At 33.9% G+C, this 18,983-nt stretch carries 19 protein-coding genes; all 19 read right to left on the reverse strand.

Features of this window, described 5'->3' with window-relative positions; translation table 11 throughout:
• Positions 1-83: 83 nt before the first annotated feature.
• The gene (gene glf, locus FJR73_RS07745; protein ID WP_140834269.1) at positions 84-1,187 is read right to left on the reverse strand and encodes a UDP-galactopyranose mutase; all 1,104 of its coding nucleotides are present in this window, start codon (positions 1,185-1,187) and stop codon (positions 84-86) included.
• A gap of 62 nt (positions 1,188-1,249) precedes the next feature.
• Positions 1,250-2,101: a dTDP-4-dehydrorhamnose reductase gene (gene rfbD / locus FJR73_RS07750; RefSeq protein ID WP_140834271.1), complete on the reverse strand. Its 852-nt coding sequence runs from the start codon at positions 2,099-2,101 to the stop codon at positions 1,250-1,252.
• A 65-nt stretch (positions 2,102-2,166) separates the two neighbouring features.
• Complete coding sequence (rfbB, locus tag FJR73_RS07755) at positions 2,167-3,216, reverse strand: dTDP-glucose 4,6-dehydratase (RefSeq protein WP_140834272.1); 1,050 nt, start codon at positions 3,214-3,216, stop codon at positions 2,167-2,169.
• On the reverse strand, positions 3,209-3,757 hold the full coding sequence (locus tag FJR73_RS07760) for a hypothetical protein (protein WP_140834274.1): 549 nt from the start codon (positions 3,755-3,757) through the stop codon (positions 3,209-3,211). Before FJR73_RS07760 ends, rfbB begins: the two co-directional genes overlap by 8 nt.
• Before the next feature lie 3 nt (positions 3,758-3,760).
• On the reverse strand, positions 3,761-4,354 hold the full coding sequence (locus FJR73_RS07765; protein WP_140834276.1) for a dTDP-4-dehydrorhamnose 3,5-epimerase family protein: 594 nt from the start codon (positions 4,352-4,354) through the stop codon (positions 3,761-3,763).
• Positions 4,355-5,224 (reverse strand): glucose-1-phosphate thymidylyltransferase RfbA, encoded by an 870-nt coding sequence (gene rfbA, locus FJR73_RS07770; RefSeq protein WP_140834278.1) that lies wholly within the window; start codon positions 5,222-5,224, stop codon positions 4,355-4,357.
• A 383-nt stretch (positions 5,225-5,607) separates the two neighbouring features.
• Positions 5,608-5,790, reverse strand: coding sequence for a hypothetical protein (locus FJR73_RS07775; protein ID WP_140834330.1), 183 nt, complete (start codon positions 5,788-5,790; stop codon positions 5,608-5,610).
• A 186-nt stretch (positions 5,791-5,976) separates the two neighbouring features.
• On the reverse strand, positions 5,977-7,161 hold the full coding sequence (gene cps4L, locus FJR73_RS07780) for a capsular polysaccharide biosynthesis protein Cps4L (protein WP_000695336.1): 1,185 nt from the start codon (positions 7,159-7,161) through the stop codon (positions 5,977-5,979).
• Entirely contained in the window at positions 7,162-8,391 is a 1,230-nt protein-coding gene (gene cps4K / locus FJR73_RS07785) for a capsular polysaccharide biosynthesis protein Cps4K (protein WP_140834280.1), read from the reverse strand. It abuts the gene before it with no gap.
• A 98-nt stretch (positions 8,392-8,489) separates the two neighbouring features.
• Positions 8,490-9,545 carry a capsular polysaccharide biosynthesis protein Cps4J gene (cps4J, locus tag FJR73_RS07790; protein ID WP_140834282.1) on the reverse strand — a complete coding sequence of 352 codons (1,056 nt, stop codon included), beginning with the start codon at positions 9,543-9,545 and terminating at the stop codon, positions 8,490-8,492.
• 1 nt (position 9,546) lies between these two features.
• Positions 9,547-9,951, reverse strand: a complete 405-nt coding sequence (gene tagD / locus FJR73_RS07795; protein ID WP_000832255.1) for a glycerol-3-phosphate cytidylyltransferase — start codon at positions 9,949-9,951, stop codon at positions 9,547-9,549.
• Positions 9,948-10,802 (reverse strand): phosphorylcholine transferase LicD, encoded by an 855-nt coding sequence (locus FJR73_RS07800; protein ID WP_140834284.1) that lies wholly within the window; start codon positions 10,800-10,802, stop codon positions 9,948-9,950. Before FJR73_RS07800 ends, tagD begins: the two co-directional genes overlap by 4 nt.
• Positions 10,803-10,909: 107 nt before the next feature.
• Positions 10,910-11,998 carry an EpsG family protein gene (locus FJR73_RS07805; protein ID WP_140834286.1) on the reverse strand — a complete coding sequence of 363 codons (1,089 nt, stop codon included), beginning with the start codon at positions 11,996-11,998 and terminating at the stop codon, positions 10,910-10,912.
• A complete protein-coding gene (locus FJR73_RS07810) occupies positions 11,995-13,434 on the reverse strand; it encodes a flippase (protein ID WP_140834288.1) in 1,440 nt (479 codons plus the stop codon). Before FJR73_RS07810 ends, FJR73_RS07805 begins: the two co-directional genes overlap by 4 nt.
• A 15-nt stretch (positions 13,435-13,449) precedes the next feature.
• Positions 13,450-14,370 (reverse strand): glycosyltransferase family 2 protein, encoded by a 921-nt coding sequence (locus FJR73_RS07815; protein ID WP_140834290.1) that lies wholly within the window; start codon positions 14,368-14,370, stop codon positions 13,450-13,452.
• The gene (locus FJR73_RS07820; RefSeq protein WP_140834292.1) at positions 14,367-15,476 is read right to left on the reverse strand and encodes a glycosyltransferase family 4 protein; all 1,110 of its coding nucleotides are present in this window, start codon (positions 15,474-15,476) and stop codon (positions 14,367-14,369) included. The genes FJR73_RS07815 and FJR73_RS07820 overlap by 4 nt, the downstream gene beginning before the upstream one ends.
• Positions 15,473-16,567 (reverse strand): glycosyltransferase family 1 protein, encoded by a 1,095-nt coding sequence (locus FJR73_RS07825; protein ID WP_140834295.1) that lies wholly within the window; start codon positions 16,565-16,567, stop codon positions 15,473-15,475. The genes FJR73_RS07820 and FJR73_RS07825 overlap by 4 nt, the downstream gene beginning before the upstream one ends.
• Positions 16,568-16,583: 16 nt before the next feature.
• On the reverse strand, positions 16,584-17,753 hold the full coding sequence (locus tag FJR73_RS07830; RefSeq protein ID WP_140834297.1) for a glycosyltransferase: 1,170 nt from the start codon (positions 17,751-17,753) through the stop codon (positions 16,584-16,586).
• On the reverse strand, positions 17,750-18,976 hold the full coding sequence (locus tag FJR73_RS07835; protein WP_140834299.1) for a glycosyltransferase family 4 protein: 1,227 nt from the start codon (positions 18,974-18,976) through the stop codon (positions 17,750-17,752). Before FJR73_RS07835 ends, FJR73_RS07830 begins: the two co-directional genes overlap by 4 nt.
• Positions 18,977-18,983 lie beyond the last annotated feature (7 nt).

Genomic DNA, 18,983 nt, shown 5'->3' on the forward strand with positions numbered 1-18,983 from the left:
CAAAAAATCCCTCAACTACATTACATAGTCAAGGAATTTTTTATACTATTTCTAAATAATAACTGGGAGTCAGTTTTACTTGTTTAATCTAACTCATTTCTCACACACTGTAAGGCTGCTCCAATTACTTGGTGCATATCGTAATAACGATAGTGTCCTAAACGGCCACCAAAGATAACATTGCCTTGCTCATAAGCCAATTTTTTATATGATTTATATAAATGATTATTACGATCATTATTTACTGGATAATAAGGCTCATCACCTTTTTCCCATGTTTTAGAATATTCTTTAGTAATGATAGTCTTTGCTTGATTTCCAAACTCAAAATGTTTGTGTTCAATAATGCGAGTATATGGGGTATCAGCATCTGTATAGTTGACAACTGCATTTCCTTGGTAATTCTCCATATCCAAGGTCTCGTTTTGAAAACGAAGACTACGGTACTCTAGTTCACCCAACTCATAGTCGAAGAATTCATCAATCATACCCGTAAAGACAATCTTAGGAAAATCTTTCAGATATTGCTCTTTATTCGCGAAGAAATCAACATTTGTTTCTACATCAATGCTTTCATGATCCAACATTTTTTCAACTATTTGAGTATATCCACCAATCGGAATCCCTTGATAGGTATCGTTAAAATAGTTGTTATCGTAGGTCAGGCGTACTGGCAAACGGCGAATGATGAAGGCTGGAAGTTCCGTAGTTGGCTTGCCCCACTGTTTCTCTGTATAGTCTTTGATTAATTTTTCGTAGATGTCTGTACCTACAAGAGAGATCGCCTGTTCTTCCAAATTTTCAGGAGTTTTGCCATTTAAAACAGCACGTTGCTCATCAATCTTCGCTTGTGCTTCTGCTGGCGTTACAACTCCCCAGAGTTTATTGAAAGTATTCATATTAAAAGGAAGGTTATAAATCTCTCCCTTATAGTTTGCAACAGGAGAATTTGTGTAACGGTTAAACTCTGCAAACTGATTTACATAATCCCAAATCTCCTTATCAGAAGTATGGAAGATATGAGCACCATACTGATGAACTTGAATTCCTTCCTCTTCACGAGTATAGATATTACCCGCGATATGATTTCGTTTTTCAATGACTTTTACTTTTTTTCCTTTTAAGGCTACTTCATGGGCAAAGACTGCACCAAAGAGACCAGCACCAACAACAAGATAATCGTACATCTTATGCTCCTTTGGAGTTTATTATCTGCCTCTTTTATTAGACTAGAAAATCATTCCACTACTTATCTCACTTCTTGTTTGTAAAATTCTTTCAAGGCATCTTGCCAAGTTGGAATGACAAATCCAGTAGCTTTAGCTTTAGTCAGGCTCATCGTTGAGTTTAGGGGGCGTTTAGCTTTTGCTGGAAATTGACTGGAATCTACTGGCTTGATTTCCACATCTGTATCTTTCAAAATTTCAACTGCAAAATCATACCAAGTCGTGTCTTCTGTCGCATCATTTGACAAATGATAATAACCAAATTCCTTGCGATTTTCAGCTAGGTAGGTCATGAACTCAGCCAAGGTACGAGTCCAAGTCGGACGACCGTGCTGGTCATTTACAACTGTTAAAGTCTTATGATTTTTCGCAAGATTTTGCATGGTAAAAACGAAGTTTTTGCCATAATTTCCAAATACCCATGCAGTACGGATAATATAGAAATTAGACACATACTTCTCAACTAATTCTTCTCCCATACGCTTAGTGCGTCCATATTCTGTCTGTGGATCTGGTCGGTCATCAACTTCCCACTCTTGTCCAACTGGTTTCTTACCGTCAAAGACATAGTCGGTAGAAATATAAACTAAAGTCGCACCATGCTTTTCAGATGCTTTTGCGACATTTTCTGTCCCCGTCACATTGATGGCAAAATCCAATTCTTTCCCTTCATCCTCTGCTGCATCAACAGCTGTGTAGGCTGCACAGTGGTAGACTAAAGTTGGTTTCACCTCTTCAAAAACCTTCTCAACCATTTCTGCATTGGTAATGTCCATCTCAGCCACATCTACTGCCACATATTCTTCATTACGTTCATCTAATAAATAACGAAGTTCAGTTCCTAATTGGCCTTTTGCTCCTGTAATTAAAATCATCTATAGCCCTTTCTAATATGTAACCCTTTCCAATATAGCAATAAAAAGCAGTTATTTCCTGCTTTTTATAATGTAATAATCTCCTGAGTCTTAGCATAATTGGCTTCAACAGCTTCTTTCTCTGCTTTCCACCATTCTTGATTATCTGCATACCACTTGATTGTTTCCTTGAGTCCAGCTTCAAAGTTAGTAAATTCTGGTCTCCAACCTAATTCATCACGGAGTTTACTTGCATCAATCGCATAACGAAGATCATGTCCTGCACGGTCAGTCACATGATCATAGGCATCCGCAGCTTGTCCCATTTCCTTAAGGATAAGTTCCAAAACTTCCTTGTTGTTCTTCTCGCCATCAGCACCAATCAAGTAGGTTTCACCGATTTGACCTTTTGTTAAGATTGTCCAAACACCTGAAGAATGGTCATTGGTATGAATCCAATCACGAACGTTCTTTCCTTCACCATACAGTTTTGGCTTAATTCCACTTAGGATGTTGGTAATCTGACGTGGGATAAATTTTTCGATGTGTTGATAAGGACCATAGTTATTTGAACAGTTAGAAATCGTTGCTTTGACTCCAAAAGAACGCACCCAGGCTTTGACAATCAAGTCTGAGGCAGCCTTGGTTGATGAGTACGGAGAACTTGGATTGTATTTTGTTTCAGCAGTAAATTTCTCACCTGGACCTTCACCATGACCTGGTAAATCCTCACGTAGAGGGAGATCCCCATAAACTTCATCTGTCGATACATGGTGGAAACGAATATCGTATTTACGTGTAGCTTCCAAAAGAGTATAGGTTCCGATAAAGTTAGTATGAATAAATGGCGATGGATCATTGAGTGAATTATCATTGTGACTCTCAGCAGCATAGTGAACAATAGCATCTGCTTGAGCTGCCAACTTGTCTACCAACTCTGCATCCGCAATGTCCCCAACAACTAACTCAACACGATCACCTAAAATTTCCTCAATATTAGCGCGGTTCCCAGCATAAGTCAACTTGTCTAATACTGTCACGTGAACATCTGGAAAGTTCTCGTAAACATAATGGACAAAGTTAGAACCGATAAAACCAGCTCCACCTGTCACGATAATATTTTTGTATTCAGTCATTTATTTTCTTTTCTCCAATCTGTGAATAATACTCTGAAATTCTATCAAAAAATATTATCCCAATAAATGTTAATTCCATCGAAATCATCATACTAGTTACTATGTAACATACAAAGTTCCATACTAAAACCATAAAGTATCTAAATATATCATTAATACTTATTATCAAATAATCTTCTTGAGGAAAATCAAGCTCTTTATTCAAGAATTTGAAAAAATCAGGAACTTTATTAAATAAATAATAAAAAACAGAAAGTAATAATAACAAAACAATTGGAATTATAAGAAAGAATATTTTCTCCCCCTTACTCTTTTTATTAAAAATTCCCTTCCAATTATCAAAAATTTTTTCATTCCCAAACATTCCTATAAAAGTAATCAAAAATGCTGAGACACCGATTGATAAACATTCCAAAAATTGAAATGTATTTCCTGAATTAACTCCCCCTTTTATTGTCGCAACTAGAGACAAGAGGATAATTGATAATCCTAAATGTAATTGTATTTTTTTTGATTCTCTAGATTCTAAAAATTCCTTCATACTTTACAAATCTTCTTTTTTTAAAGGTTTTACATCCTTAAGTAGTGGATGATTTTTATCTGCTTCTGAAACCTCTGCTTCTGAAAGATTTTCCCATTCGATGCCAAGACTTGGATCAGCGTAGTTCACAAAGGCATACTTGGGTTTGAGTTCAAGAGCCCAGTAATCATTGACCAGATAACTATAAGAAACTGTATCTGATAGAACTTGAAAGCCATTGGCCACGCCTCGAGGAACAAAAATTCCCTTGCTTGCATCAATTACTGTCTGATAGGTATTCCCAAAGGTTTCACCCTCGCGTAGATCAACCCAAGACCCCAGAACTTTCCCTCCGTCTGCTACAGAGATGTACTTATCCCAAGGTTCTGCGTGGAGGCCACGAAGGACATTTTTGCGTGAGAAGGATACATTGTTTTGTAATTTCCCTTCTGCAAAGAAAGACTCTGGAAATCCAAGTGGGAGCATTTTTTCCTTTTGGAAATTTTCTTTAAACCAGCCACGATTATCGCCATGAACAGGGATATCAAATTCCAACATGCCTGGAATAGCCTCAACCTTGCGTGCTGCAAGCCTCTTGCCGAAAAATTCATCTGTCATCTATGCTTCTCCTATCAAACGGAGCAGATACTGCCCGTATTCATTTTTCTTAAGCGGTTGAGCTAAGGCCAAAACATCTTCGCGACTGATATAGCCCATGCGGTAAGCAATTTCTTCCAAGTTTGCTACCTGAACATTTTGCATACGTTGCACTGTCTCGATGTACTGTGAAGCCTCTAATAAACTTTCATGAGTTCCAGTATCCAGCCAAGCAAAGCCACGTCCCATAAGCTCAACGGATAAATCTCCACGATTCAGATAAGCCTTGTTAACGTCTGTAATTTCCAATTCACCACGAGGGCTTGGTTTTATACTTTTAGAAATTTCTACTACATCATTATCATAGAAATAGAGACCTGTAACTGCATAATTTGAACGTGGATGCTCTGGCTTTTCTTCGATAGAAATAGCGTTCATATCCTTGTCAAACTCAACAACACCAAAGCGTTCTGGATCCTTCACATGATAGCCAAAGACAGTTGCTCCTGACTCCTTACTAGCTGCCTTTTGTAGCATCTTAGAAAGGCCAGGCCCGTGGTAGATATTGTCACCTAAGATTAGCGCAACGCTATCACCACCAATAAACTCTTCCCCAATGATAAAAGCTTGTGCCAAACCATCTGGACTTGGTTGCTCTGCATAAGAAAGTTTAATCCCAAACTCAGATCCGTCTTGAAGAAGCTCTTGGAATCGATGTAAATCTTGTGGAGTTGAAATAATCAAAATATCCCTAATCCCAGCCAACATCAATGTTGAAAGTGGGTAGTAAATCATCGGTTTATCATAAACCGGCATAAGTTGTTTTGATGCAGCTCGGGTCAAAGGATATAAACGTGTCCCCGAACCACCTGCTAGAATAATACCTTTCATAGTAGGGTACCTTTCTTTGTTGTTTTAGAGTCAATTACTATTAATTATGTACTGCTCCAAAAGGAAAATAATCATCACATTTTTTCAAATTATTATCTAAAAAAATACAGAAAAACTCTTCTTTATCTATAAAAATTCACTTATTTCATATTATATTTAGCATAAAATGAAATAAGCGAATTCTACTTTGTTTGTATACAATTAAAAATCAATTCCTAAGGATATTTCAAATAACTGTGTAAAAAACATAATTTCACCATTTCTTAGTTTTTCAATGCTAAATTACATAGTAACCGGAGAGCTATTAGAAATCTCTAACTTCCTCGTCGTAAAAAAATGACAATGAGATACTTATTGATTTCAATTCATTAACAAAATGTGAACTAGACAAGTGAGTTCGTCTCCTTAACAAACACTTCCAAGCGATTACTTTCCTCATTCAGTTGTCTTAATCTACGACTTACATCATCAGATAAGTCATACTCACCATTTAAAATGGATAAAATATGTTGTTTTTCTTCATCAGTATTCTCTTCAATAAGTACATCTTTAAAAAATACTGCCATCATTATCACCTCACTGCAATTGTTAAAGTGTTGTTACTTCATTCTATCAAACATAGGGCGCAAAAACAAGGCAAAAATCCAATAGATTGGCTATCTCTCGACTATCAAGTAAGACATTTCCATCAAATACGTTCAATTTTATTCCTCTTCTATTAAGAATTGATTATTTTATTAAAAATATACAATTCAGTTTTTCCGCCAAACTATTTTATCCACTATCCCTGTATAGCTCTGTATTATCTTAACAACTTTAGTAGAGACATTTTCCTCAACATAGTCTGGTACAGGTAAGCCAAAATCCTCATCTTCTGCCAAGCTAACAGCAGTTTCAACTGCTTGAAGAAGAGAATTTTCATCAATACCTGCCAAAATAAATCCTGCCTTATCTAGGGACTCAGGACGTTCTGTACTTGTACGAATACATACAGCAGGAAAAGGATAACCTTGACTAGTAAAGAAACTACTTTCTTCTGGTAAAGTTCCCGAATCAGATACTACAACAAACGCATTCATCTGTAAACAATTATAATCATGGAATCCTAGTGGCTCATGCTGAATCACACGTTTATCTAGTTCAAAACCGCTCTCTTTTAGCCTTTTCTTAGATCGAGGATGGCAAGAATACAAGATTGGCATATTATACTTTTCAGCTAATTTATTAATTGCCGTAAAGAGAGAGAGAAAATTTTTATCTGTATCAATATTTTCCTCACGGTGAGCTGAAAGTAGAATATAACCTCCTTTTTTCAATCCCAAACGTTCATGGATATCTGAAGACTCAATGGCAGATAAATTTTTATGTAACACTTCTGCCATAGGAGAACCAGTTACGTACGTGCGCTCTTTAGGTAAACCACACTCATGTAAATACTTACGAGCATGTTCAGAATATGCCAAGTTAACATCTGAAATAATATCAACAATCCTACGATTAGTCTCTTCCGGTAGACACTCATCCTTACAGCGATTGCCAGCCTCCATATGAAAAATTGGAATATGTAAACGTTTGGCAGCAATAGCGGATAAACAAGAATTTGTATCCCCTAAAATCAATAAAGCATCTGGTTTAATTTGATTCATCAATTTGTAGGAAGTATTAATAATATTCCCTACAGTAGCACCAAGATCATCTCCGACAGCATCCATATATACATCTGGAGTGTCTAAACCTAAATCATCAAAGAAAATACCATTTAAATTATAATCATAGTTTTGTCCAGTATGTGCCAAAACAACATCAAAATACTTTCGACATTTAGTGATAACACTACTTAGACGTATAATCTCTGGACGTGTTCCCACAATAATCAATAACTTAAGTTTGCCATTATCTTTAAAGCGAATATCACTATAATCCGTCTTAATTTTCATTTATTTCTCCACTTGTTCAAAAAAAGTATCTGGATGGCTAGGATCAAATGACTCATTAGCCCACATTACAGTAACTAGATTTTCTGTATCGGAAAGATTAATAATATTATGTGCATAACCCGGTATCATATGTATGGCTTCAATCTTATCGCCCGACACTTCAAAGTTCAGAATAGGATATTCTTGTCCGTTTTCATCCAGCCCTATCCTACGCTCTTGTATTAAAGCACGACCAGAAACAACCATGAAAAATTCCCATTTAGAATGATGCCAATGTTGCCCTTTGGTAATGCCAGGTTTAGAAATATTGACAGAAAATTGACCCGCATTTTCTGTTTTTAATAGTTCCGTAAAACTACCTCGTTCATCTATATTCATTTTTAGAGGAAACTTAAACTTATCCACTGGTAAATAAGATAGGTAGGTAGAATACAATTTCTTTTCAAAAGATCCTTGAGGAATTTCAGGCATAACTAAACTATCTGGCTGTTTTTTAAATGTTTCTAACAGAGTAACAATCTTTCCTAAAGTTACATGATAAGTCGTTGGTACATAGCAGTAGTTTCCTGATGGGCTAGGTAAGATTTGTAATCCATCTAGATTACAACGATGAGGATTTCCTTCCAATGCAGTTAGACACTCTTGTATCAAATCATCAATATACAGCAACTCCAATTCTACACTTGGATCATTTACTTGAATAGGTAAATCATGGGCTAGATTATGACAGAAAGTTGCTACAGCAGAATTGTAGTTAGGACGGCACCACTTCCCATAAAGATTCGGGAAACGGTAAACTAAGACAGGTGCTCCCGTTTTCTTTCCATATTCAAAGAAGAGTTCTTCCCCTGCTAGCTTAGATTGCCCATATACAGAGTTCGCAAATCGGCCTTCTAAACTAGCTTGAGTAGAGCTCGAGAGTAGAACAGGACAAGTGTTTTCATACTTTTCTAAAATCTCTAATAATCTACTTGAAAAACCGTAATTTCCCTCCATAAATTCATCAGGGTTCTGTGGACGATTGACACCAGCTAAATGGAATACAAAATCGGCCTTCTTACAATATTCTTCTAATAAAATTGGATCTGTATCACGATCATACTGAAAAATCTCTCCAATCTCTAAATTAGGACGAGTTCTATCTCGCCCATCCTTCAAAGCTTCCAGAGTACAGATAAGATTTTTTCCTACAAATCCTTTCGCTCCTGTGATTAAAACATTTTTAATCATGCACCCTCCTTGTTTTATATGCTATTTTAATAATCAACTCTCTCGACAATACATGATACATTATATATCCTTGATAATTTAATGTATCTTAAAAGATTTTACATCTCTTCATCTGCTACCATATCACGAATTGCTGTCTGTATTTCATCTAATTCTAGCAACTTTCTTTTAACTTGCTCTACATCCATCAAATCAGTATTATTACTATTGAATTCTGTCAACAAATTTCTATTCGTACTACCATCTTTGAAATACTTATCATAGTTAAGATTACGATTATCACTAGGAACTCTATAAAAATCACCCAAATCAATTGCATTTGCACACTCTTCATTAGTTAGTAGTGTTTCATACATCTTTTCTCCGTGTCTAATACCTATAATCTTAATATCTTGTTTTGAGACAAAAATTTCTGATACAGCCTTAGCCAAAACTTCAATCGTACATGCTGGTGCTTTCTGAACTAGTATATCTCCAGATTTTCCTTCTTTAAATGCAAATAAAACTAAATCTACTGCTTCTTCCAATGTCATTACAAAACGTGTCATGCTAGGTTCAGTAATTGTAAGAGCATTTCCTTGCTTAATTTGCTCAATCCAAAGAGGAACTACAGATCCTCGGCTACATAGAACATTCCCATAGCGAGTCACACATATCTTTGTATGCTCAGGATTTACCGTCCGGGACTTAGCAACAGCAATCTTTTCCATCATAGCCTTGGATGTTCCCATAGCATTAACAGGATAAGCTGCCTTATCTGTAGAAAGACAGATAACTTGCTTTACACCAGCTTCGATAGCTGCAGTAAGAACATTCTCAGTTCCCAAAATATTAGTTTTTACCGCTTCTACAGGGAAAAATTCACAAGAAGGTACCTGTTTCAGAGCAGCAGCATGAAAAACATAATCCACACCATGCATAGCATTTTTTACCGAAGCCAAGTCCCGCACATCTCCGAGGTAAAAACGGATTTTCCCAGCTACTTCTGGTACTTTTACCTGAAACTCATGACGCATATCATCTTGTTTTTTTTCATCTCGCGAAAAGATACGAATCTCTGAGATATCTGTTTCTAAAAAACGCTTGAGAACCGCATTCCCAAATGAACCTGTCCCTCCTGTAATTAGGAGAGTTTTTCCTGTAAATTGTGACATATTATTTTCCACCTTTGGTCTTGTTTAAATCTTCTTTAATCTGTGTAGTAGAAATTTCTTCAGTACGAGGTAAATATACTACTTCTACACCCTCATCTTTCAAAAAATCAAACTTACCTTCCCAATCATCACCAATAACAAAGATATCAGCATAATATTTCTTTACATCTTCTCGTTTTTGTTCCCATGAAATCTCAGGAATCACCAGATCTACATAACGAATAGATTCAAGCAAAATTTTACGTTGTTGATAATCAAAATATGAAATCTTATCTTTTTGAAGATTAAATTCATCAGTAGATAGAGCTACTATTAAATAATCTCCTAAATCTTTAGCACGCTTCAATAAATTGATATGACCGTAATGAAGCAAATCAAAAGTCCCGTAAGTAATCACTCTCTTCATTTTTCTTCCTTTCCATATGTTCCTAAATCAATCAAATATGGTCTATGCCCAACACGTTCTTCTAAAGGTGGCAATTTCATGTACTCACCATAATGTGTAGTCAAGTATTGATGAAAATCACCAGGTAATAAAATTGTGATTTCCTCAAATTTATGTTCAATTAGGGGATATAGTGTTGTTTTTAAAACATATTCTACATTTCTTACTGGAAAATCTAAACAAGCAAATGCAGATTGATTTGTTCCATTATATAATCTAGAAAATTGATCAATTTTTTTTAGTATTAAACTTTTAGGAATTAATCTTAAGCTATAATGAATGCATCTCCTTAGAATAGCTTTTAAACCTTGAATCAAATTCTCAGGAGCCTTAGAAACTGTTGGTAACATCCTCATCACATATAACTTTTTATAAAACTGTACCGCTTTAAATTGTCTCTCATTTTCTGACTCATTATCTGGAACCTCATCAAATGGAAAAATATCTACATAAATACCACTTTGTGTTTTTAAATTCCTTTGAGCATACTCTAAGAACAAAGTCCCTTTTAACATTAGTTTACTGTAAGAATAGGGAGAATTTCTATCAGAGGATGGTGATTGTAAATAAAACTCTTCTCCTAAATACTGTTCAACTACTCTTAAAAAGTTATCATAATTCTCACGTGTCATACCAACATCAATATCGTCATCCCATGGTATAAATCCTTCATGACGTATTGCTCCAAGAGCACTTCCACCAATTAAAAAATACTCTATATTTTCTTTTTTACATATTCGAATAATTTCTTTTAATATTTTGAGTTCAAGCTTCTGAATCATATCTAATTCATCTGCGCTGTAATTAATCATTTAAATTTCCACTTTCTAAAGAAATAGCTATACCGTATTTCTTTATATTTTTATATTATAAACCACTCTCATAGTGTTTGCAAAGTACAGACATAAAGAATATAAAATCAGTTAAATAAATTTGGCAAAAGTGCCTCATAAAAATAAAGGACATTTTCTCTTAGATACCACCAAAAACAAGTAGCACCTAAAACTCCGAAAATAATATAAAGCCCATTCTTTAATTTTATAAATGATTGTTGCATAAATGGTTGTAAAGCTGCAATAGCTATAAAATTTAAAACAACAGTAAAAATTAAATAGCGAGTAAATGCTGTACTAAACATAATTAGGGGTAAAAAAATTGTACTAAAAAAGCTATGTTGATACACCAAGTTTATAAAATTGGTCACTTCCTGAGGGACATTTGAAACTGTTTTTGCAATCTTTTTGAGGTTAATACTAATTAGTAGGTTGAAAACATAGTAACTATCATACAATATAAAACCAAGACGAGTCGATTTCGCTGTATAATACATAACACGACTTTTAGTTGCCTCGCTCCCTAACAGTTCAAATATTTTAGTCAAGTAGCTAGAATTATTACCTACCAATAGATTTGTCACAATTAACACCGTAGATATAAATACCAATGCCCATAGCATCTTACTGGTATTTTTTTGTCTATAAAAAATAACAAATGGTAAGAAATAAATAATAGATCCATGAAATAGAAACGCTATGAACATCAATCCTATGAATATGAATCGATGATTTTGTGAAAGATAATAATGCGCTATAAGTGCTACACTAGCTGCTAAAAAGAATCTTAGAACTTCTAAAGTATAAAAGAAGTAAAAAAGAGATAACAATAAAATCAGAAGATTATAATTACAATGCAATTTTTTAGCAACAAAATAGAAACATGCTGAGGAGAATAGAAAAATACATGCTAAAAAAACTTGAAAAGAGATGGAGTGATGTGAAAACCAATCTGCAAAAAAATTATACGCATGGTCTGAAAAATACAGACTACTTTTTCCTACAGCATATCTTGCACGATAATGAGTTAAATCTGAAAATCCTTCTCGGATATTTCCTGCATAGATAAAAAACAAAACCAACCAAGATAAAAATGCTAGAAAATTTATACGTATCCTATTGACTACGACTAATAGATTTGTTAAAAAACTTATATAAAATAAAGCTGAAATCATCTACTTTTTTTGAATCCTTTCTTTACAAAATCTAATGCTTGAAAAACAAATACATCTCGTGTCAACAAGCTCAAGCCAAAGTAAACTACTATCCCAAGAACGATTTGCTTAATAGTTGTTCCATAATTTGCTGGATATCCTCTGAAGGGAACAATAATAATTATCCCCATTATCATAGAATAAATAAGATATTTAAATAATGACTTCAAAATAGGTAAAACAGGTATATCCTTTGACATTATATAGTATTGAACTATAACAGATGAAGTAAGTGATACTATAGTTGCTAAACAAACACCTACTACTCCAAACATTGGAGCAAGTAACAAATCTAATAGAATATTTAAAATTGCAGCTAAAGTATTAGAAAAGAATAATACTTTTGTTTTATTAACTGCAACAAAATACTGACTACCTGAGACTCCTAGTAAAGCATTGCCAACAGCAATAGGAGCAAGCCATTTAAGAGCATCTATAGATGGCATAAAACTTTCGCCTAAAAACCACGGAACAAAAGTATCTGCAATAGCATAAAGACCAATCGACAATGGAACAGCTAAGAACAAAGAAAATTCAGCTGCAGTTGTCAGATACTTTTTCATATTTTCTAACCGTCTATTACGAAATTCATTTGCTATTCGGGGCATCATAACAGAATTTAATACCACTATTAAAGAGAGTGGTATCTGTATAATCTTCTCTGCATTACTATAGTAAGAAACATTGCTGATTCCAGAACTTAAAGACCCTAGAACAATTTTATCAGCAGATAACATAATTTGCATGATGATACTTGGTAAAAATAGTTTGAGACTCCCTAAAATAATCTCCGTAAAACGATTAATATTTATCTTTGGTCTACTAATAAACATCCTTAGTTGACTATAAGCTGATAAATTGGCTACTAAAACAGAGAGACCATATATGAGCACATATAGAGCTAGATCTGTTTCGCTTTTTACAAATAAGAAGGTCGCTATCGTAAATAATAACTTAGCAATAATGTTTTTTAATACAACATACTGCATTTCCTCTAAGCCACGATAGAACCACGTACAATCAAGAATAGACCCAAAAAGCCAAATGGAAAAAAGTTGAAAATAAACTTGATAATTTGAATTTATGTTAGAAAAAATGTATAAGAAGAATAGTGAAAAAAATCCTAAAATAATCTGAATAGCCAAAATACTCCAAAATGTCTCTGATAGTTCCTCTTTATCATCTCTAGTATAGGCACATTCGCGATTTCCATAGTGACCGATACCTAGTAAACCTAAAGTATAAATCAAAGTAACGATTGAATTGGCATAATCGTAAATTCCCAACTGGTGTGCGCCCAATATTCTAGCAACATATGGAGTAATCAATAGTGGTAATATTAAAACTACCACTTGATAAATTAAGTTATATAGATAATTTTTAGAAATTTTACTCAAAACTCTTCTCTCTCATTATTTTTTTAAAAACACTAATATATCTGATATTAAATTGCGGAATGTAGGATAATAAGCATAATACTTCAATTGGAAATGAACTATTTGCATAAGAGTACCATCTTTTAAAATATCTCTACGTCTCTCAAGAACCATTGCCATATTTTCAAGTTGAGAAATTATTTTTATGTCTAAATATTCTTTACGAGCCACATCAAGTAAGAAAACTGCAATTTGATAACTAGTATCCACTTCAACAACTCGCCGTTCACGATTAAGAGATTGGTTAGGAGCAGAAGCACTTGTTTCGTGGCGACGAAAATGTATTAAGCGTTTTAAGTATAGATATAGAGTTCCTCTTATCATAGCTAGATTCCATAAAATATTATCATGGCCAAATCTATCTATATCATACTTTTCTAACAGAACTATTAACTCACGCTTAACTGCAAAAGTACATCCTGGTCTCATAACAGAAATACTCTTGTTTTTTAACGAAAACGGGACTACAGCACCATTATCTAACTCAACATCCCTAATCTTGACTTTATCATTTCTACCAAAATCGAGAATCTCATAGTTACTAGCCAATAGTTCTATTGACGGCGATTTATGAAACTCTTTTACCATCAGTGAAATTTTATCTTTATTCCAAATATCATCTTGATCACAAAGAAAAACTACATCTCCTGTTGTCTTTTGAAGCGCTTTTCTAAAGTTTTTTCTCCAACCTATATTAGATGAGTTTTTTATCAATACCCAATTATCGAGATGATACTTCTGAATATACATATTAAGTAAATCAACTGTATTATCTGTTGAACAATCATCAACAATAATAACTTCATCAGCCATTAAACTCTGAGTACGAAGCGATTCTAGCTGCTCTAGCAAATAATCAGCTCCATTATAAGTTGTCATTGCAATAGATATCCTCATTTTTCCTCCATAAATTTCAAATGCTCTTCAACCATTGTTTCAATAGTATAGTGTTTAATAGTAGATAAAGCGTTTTGAGATAATTGAACTCGTAATGAATCATCTTGTAATACTTGGCTTAACTTTTGAAAAATAGCTTTCCAGTCATCGACCCTATCAATAACATATCCATTATAACCATTCGAAACAAGTTCAATTGCAGCAACACATGCAGATGTAGAAATAACAGGAAGTCCCTGCGACATTGCCTCGTTTACAACAAGTCCCCAAACATCAGACTTTGTTGGTAAAACAAATATATCAGATAGCTTGTAGTATTGTTTCAGTTCAGATGTCTGTAAAAAATCAATAAAATGAAAACGGCTATCTTGTCCAATAAGATCAAGCAAGTATTGTTTGTATTCACTATCAGGACTTGCTCCTACAATCAAACATTGTACATTGTCTGATAAATTCTGAACAGCCTTGATTAAAACATCCACACCTTTACCAGGGATGATTCTACCAACAAATAAAATTGTTTTTTTAGTTGGACTGAATCCCAGTTTCTTTCTTAAAAATTGTTTTTCTTCCTCATCGACAATTTGATGTCGTATGTCTTTCTCTGATAAGGAAGTAAATGAATACCGATAAATATTTTCTTTATTCACATGATAATACGCTAAGAAATCATCACTGGACTGACTTGGGCTAAAATAATAGTAGGGTTTCGTAAGAATAAATTTTTTAAACTGGTATTTTAAAAAATTCTCGCTTTCTGGTATCTTACCGCCATCAATTTCTAATACAAACGGTATCTTAGAAAAAATACACTTTAAATAACCAAATAATTCTGTTCGATAAGAATAGTTAGTCAAAAAAATATAGTCATACTTTTCAGGAATTAAATACTGGAATATAGCTGAATTTAATTTCTTCTCATCAATATTACCTTCACTTAAAAAAATGGCGGTAAAATTTTTAAAAGTCTCACGATAATCAAATCTAATATCTTGAGCTCCTGTTGCTTCAAAAATAACAGTTAAATCTACAAATTTCCCAAGTTGATTATAGAAATCCACACGATAAGGCGATGGAATATTAGTTACAAATAATACTTTTTTCATGATTTATCTACAATTCTTTCATAAGTTTTTGTTAACTTATTAACCATATCAGACAGGTTATAACCCTTAGCAATAATTTTATCAACTGCCCCACTATCCCGTCCTTTGGTATCCAAAATCGTTTCACACCAATATTTAACTGTTTCATCCAATGATAAAAAACGTATATTGTCAGTTAAATTAATCTCACTTGGAAAATTATCAGAAACTACTAATGGTAAACCGTTGATTTGCATCTCTAGCACAGCTATACCAAAACCTTCAAAAAGAGATGGGAAAACACCTACATCAAATACATTAATCAATTTGTTTACATTAGAAGACTCACCTAAAAAACTAATCTTATCCAATATTCCTAATTGATTTGCTTGCTTTTTAATAATCTCTTCCAATTCTCCTTTACCGATCAGAACGAGATGAGCATCTTCTCTTTCATGTACAACTTCCACAAAAACTTTAAGAAGAAAATCATGATTTTTCTGATAATCAAATCGTCCTACATGACCAATAACAAACTTATTTTCTAAATTTAATTCCTTACGCAAATCTTTAGATAATTGTGGACTATAGATGAACTTTTGAACATCAATAGCATTAGGAATAACTTCAAAAGAGTGATTACCATACAACCACTCTCCTGCTTTTTCCGAACAAGCCCATAGATGAGTAGCATATTTCGGAATTTGCTTCTTGAATTGGTCATTCAAAAACCTCTTCAATAAACTTTTGTTTGTATAGTTTGTATTATGGCAATGTGAAATACGAATAGGAATATTACACTCTTTTGCAATAGATAAAATTGTACTATTTCCTGCATCAGCATGCGCATGAACTACATCATATTTTCCATTCAGCATAATTTGCTTAATTTGACGATAATTTTTTAAAGGATTCCTTCCTCTGGCAGGAACTCTAAAGATTTTACCTCCAAGATTTAAAATATCTTCATCGCGTACACCTTTGGACAATGTATGGACTAAAAAATCAATTTGAATGTTTTCAGAATGCATTTTTTCATAAACATTCATCATAAAGGTAGATACACCGCCTCTATCCATACTCCCGCCGTTAACGTATAAAATCTTTATCATATCAACTCCAGTTCCACTAGTATAAATTGAGTATATTTTCTACAAAATACTCTTTTGACAAATTAAAATTAGGATTCCTTTTACATTGACTCACTTCTTTTAGGGATCCTAGTATAGAAGTAACAGTTCTATCACTACACACTATACCGTACATATGTGTACTTTCTATACTCCCCCCAGTTGGGTAGCTCACAACTGGTGTCCCACAGGCAATAGCTTCTAAATTAGTTGTCGGATAATTATCCTGTGTTGTCGGGTTGATAAATACATCTGCCAACGTGTACCAAGCAGAAAGTTCTTCCACACTATCTGTTGTGGTCAGACCAATAATCTCTTTAGGAAGTTTATCCAATTGTTCTTTTGATAATCCTATCAAAACTAATTGTTGATAAGATTTTAGCTGTGTAGATAATTCTAATAGATCATCCAAGCCTTTACGCTGATCCCAGATAGAAGCCACACCAAGCAGTACCTGTTTGCCTTCTAAGCTAAATTTTTTTCTCAATTCCTGAGCCTCAAATAGCCTTGGTTTAAATATAGTAGTATCAATACCGTTATGAATAACTGTTACGGGATATTCTTTCAAAAATGAATTGCTTACCAAATTTGCCAACCACTCTGATGGTGTAATAAGTGTCAAGTTTGGAACACCTGTAAACAAATTTTTTTTACGTTCAAAATTTCTAGATGAAAAATCAATTAATGACTTTGGATAATCATTTTTTTGACTCGAATGATAGCACTGTCCAATTTCTTCACATTCTAAAGTATCAAAGTAAGCACCATGTCCAGTAAAAGCCCAACAATCATGCAAAGTCCATAAAATTTTCTTTCCGCAAGTTTTCAAATAGGAAAATAATTCTCCTACATGAATATAGTATCCATGTAAATTATGCAGATGAATAATATCCGGATCATATTCTTTCACCCAAGTGATAAATTTTCTAGTTGCTGCTCTACTTCCAAAACCAGCATTATCAAAAATTCTAGCTTGTAAGACATGCCTATTGACATCCACTCTAGAGCCTATTTTAACCGCGTAATCTCGATACTGTGTCGGCACATGCTCACGTCCATATCCAATCTTAACTTCATGCCCCTGCTTTGTTAAAGCGGTTGCGATATCCGTACAAATTCTTCCTGTACTCCTAATACCACAAACAGTATTAATCATCAAAATTTTCATGAGGAAAATTCCTCTCTCAAATACTTTTCCAACTGTGTCATAAACTGCTCTTTAGAAAAGTGCTTTTCATAGTAAGAACGAGCTTGCTTTCCTAACTCCTTTTGTTCCTCTATAGATAACATACTGAACTCACAAATATTTTGTGCTAATTGTTCCACATCTTGTTCAGAACTAACATAACCACAATTTGCTTCCTCTACGATGGTTTTAGTATCTCCTGAAATTGCACCTATAATTGGTTTTCCTGCTGCCATATAAGATTGTACCTTTCCAGGTATAGTACGAGAAACTATCGAGTCTCCTATTAAAGAAACTAACATAGCATCTGATTTTTTATAGAAGGTTGGCATTTCTTCCAAAGAACGTCTTCCATAGAAGGAAACATTCTTTAACTCCAATTCATGTGCTAATGCTTTCATACTTAGCAATTCCGTACCATCTCCAACAAAATGAAAATGAATTTTCTTGGGTAAATCGGTATTCTTTTCTATCAAACTGGCAGCTTTCAAAATAGTTTCCAAATTTTGTGCTTTACCAATATTACCAGCAAAAGTTAGGTCAACACTTTCTTTATTAACTCTCGATTCATCAGGGATAAAAAGATCTTCTGCATATTGTGGCAAATAAGTAATCTTTTGTTCTGTTATGTCAAATTGGTTCACAAAATGATTCTTAAATGATGGACTAGTGACAAATATATAATCACTAGCTCGGTAAACTTTTTTTGAGATAAATTTAAACAGTTTGAAAATCAAGCTATCTTGTTTTACTCCTCCTACAGTTAAACTATCTGGCCAAACATCCATACAATATAGAAACAAAGGCTTCTTATACTTATTTTTATAAGCCATACCAGCCCATGCCATCATAACTGGAGATGTTTGATTTACAAAAACACAATCAAATTCTGATCCATCTTTTGCTTTATACTGTCCGAGTAGAACTCCTATCGATGAACTAATAGCAAAACTAAAATAATTTAATATCCTATGTAAAGTATTTTTTCCTCTTGGAATTGTATAGGAACGAAAAACAGTAACTCCTTCTATAGTCTCTCGTCTATTTTGCCTATTCCTATAATCTGCATATATTTTACCTTCAGGATAATTAGGAACTCCTGTTAAAACAGTAACTTCATGACCTCTCTCAACAAGATCCTCACAAATATCTGATAATCTAAAAGGTTCGGGTCTATAATGTTGACTCACAAATAAAATTTTCATTTCACTA

This window comes from Streptococcus sp. D2, from assembly GCF_006385825.1.
GTDB lineage: Bacteria > Bacillota > Bacilli > Lactobacillales > Streptococcaceae > Streptococcus > Streptococcus shenyangsis.

Coding starts and splice junctions, on each gene's coding strand:
- glf (WP_140834269.1), bottom strand. CDS start 1,187: ATGTACGATTATCTTGTTGTTGGTGCTGGTCTCTTTGGTGCAGTCTTT.
- rfbD (WP_140834271.1), bottom strand. CDS start 2,101: ATGATTTTAATTACAGGAGCAAAAGGCCAATTAGGAACTGAACTTCGT.
- rfbB (WP_140834272.1), bottom strand. CDS start 3,216: ATGACTGAATACAAAAATATTATCGTGACAGGTGGAGCTGGTTTTATC.
- FJR73_RS07760 (WP_140834274.1), bottom strand. CDS start 3,757: ATGAAGGAATTTTTAGAATCTAGAGAATCAAAAAAAATACAATTACAT.
- FJR73_RS07765 (WP_140834276.1), bottom strand. CDS start 4,354: ATGACAGATGAATTTTTCGGCAAGAGGCTTGCAGCACGCAAGGTTGAG.
- rfbA (WP_140834278.1), bottom strand. CDS start 5,224: ATGAAAGGTATTATTCTAGCAGGTGGTTCGGGGACACGTTTATATCCT.
- FJR73_RS07775 (WP_140834330.1), bottom strand. CDS start 5,790: ATGGCAGTATTTTTTAAAGATGTACTTATTGAAGAGAATACTGATGAA.
- cps4L (WP_000695336.1), bottom strand. CDS start 7,161: ATGAAAATTAAGACGGATTATAGTGATATTCGCTTTAAAGATAATGGC.
- cps4K (WP_140834280.1), bottom strand. CDS start 8,391: ATGATTAAAAATGTTTTAATCACAGGAGCGAAAGGATTTGTAGGAAAA.
- cps4J (WP_140834282.1), bottom strand. CDS start 9,545: ATGTCACAATTTACAGGAAAAACTCTCCTAATTACAGGAGGGACAGGT.
- tagD (WP_000832255.1), bottom strand. CDS start 9,951: ATGAAGAGAGTGATTACTTACGGGACTTTTGATTTGCTTCATTACGGT.
- FJR73_RS07800 (WP_140834284.1), bottom strand. CDS start 10,802: ATGATTAATTACAGCGCAGATGAATTAGATATGATTCAGAAGCTTGAA.
- FJR73_RS07805 (WP_140834286.1), bottom strand. CDS start 11,998: ATGATTTCAGCTTTATTTTATATAAGTTTTTTAACAAATCTATTAGTC.
- FJR73_RS07815 (WP_140834290.1), bottom strand. CDS start 14,370: ATGAGGATATCTATTGCAATGACAACTTATAATGGAGCTGATTATTTG.
- FJR73_RS07820 (WP_140834292.1), bottom strand. CDS start 15,476: ATGAAAAAAGTATTATTTGTAACTAATATTCCATCGCCTTATCGTGTG.
- FJR73_RS07825 (WP_140834295.1), bottom strand. CDS start 16,567: ATGATAAAGATTTTATACGTTAACGGCGGGAGTATGGATAGAGGCGGT.
- FJR73_RS07830 (WP_140834297.1), bottom strand. CDS start 17,753: ATGAAAATTTTGATGATTAATACTGTTTGTGGTATTAGGAGTACAGGA.
- FJR73_RS07835 (WP_140834299.1), bottom strand. CDS start 18,976: ATGAAAATTTTATTTGTGAGTCAACATTATAGACCCGAACCTTTTAGA.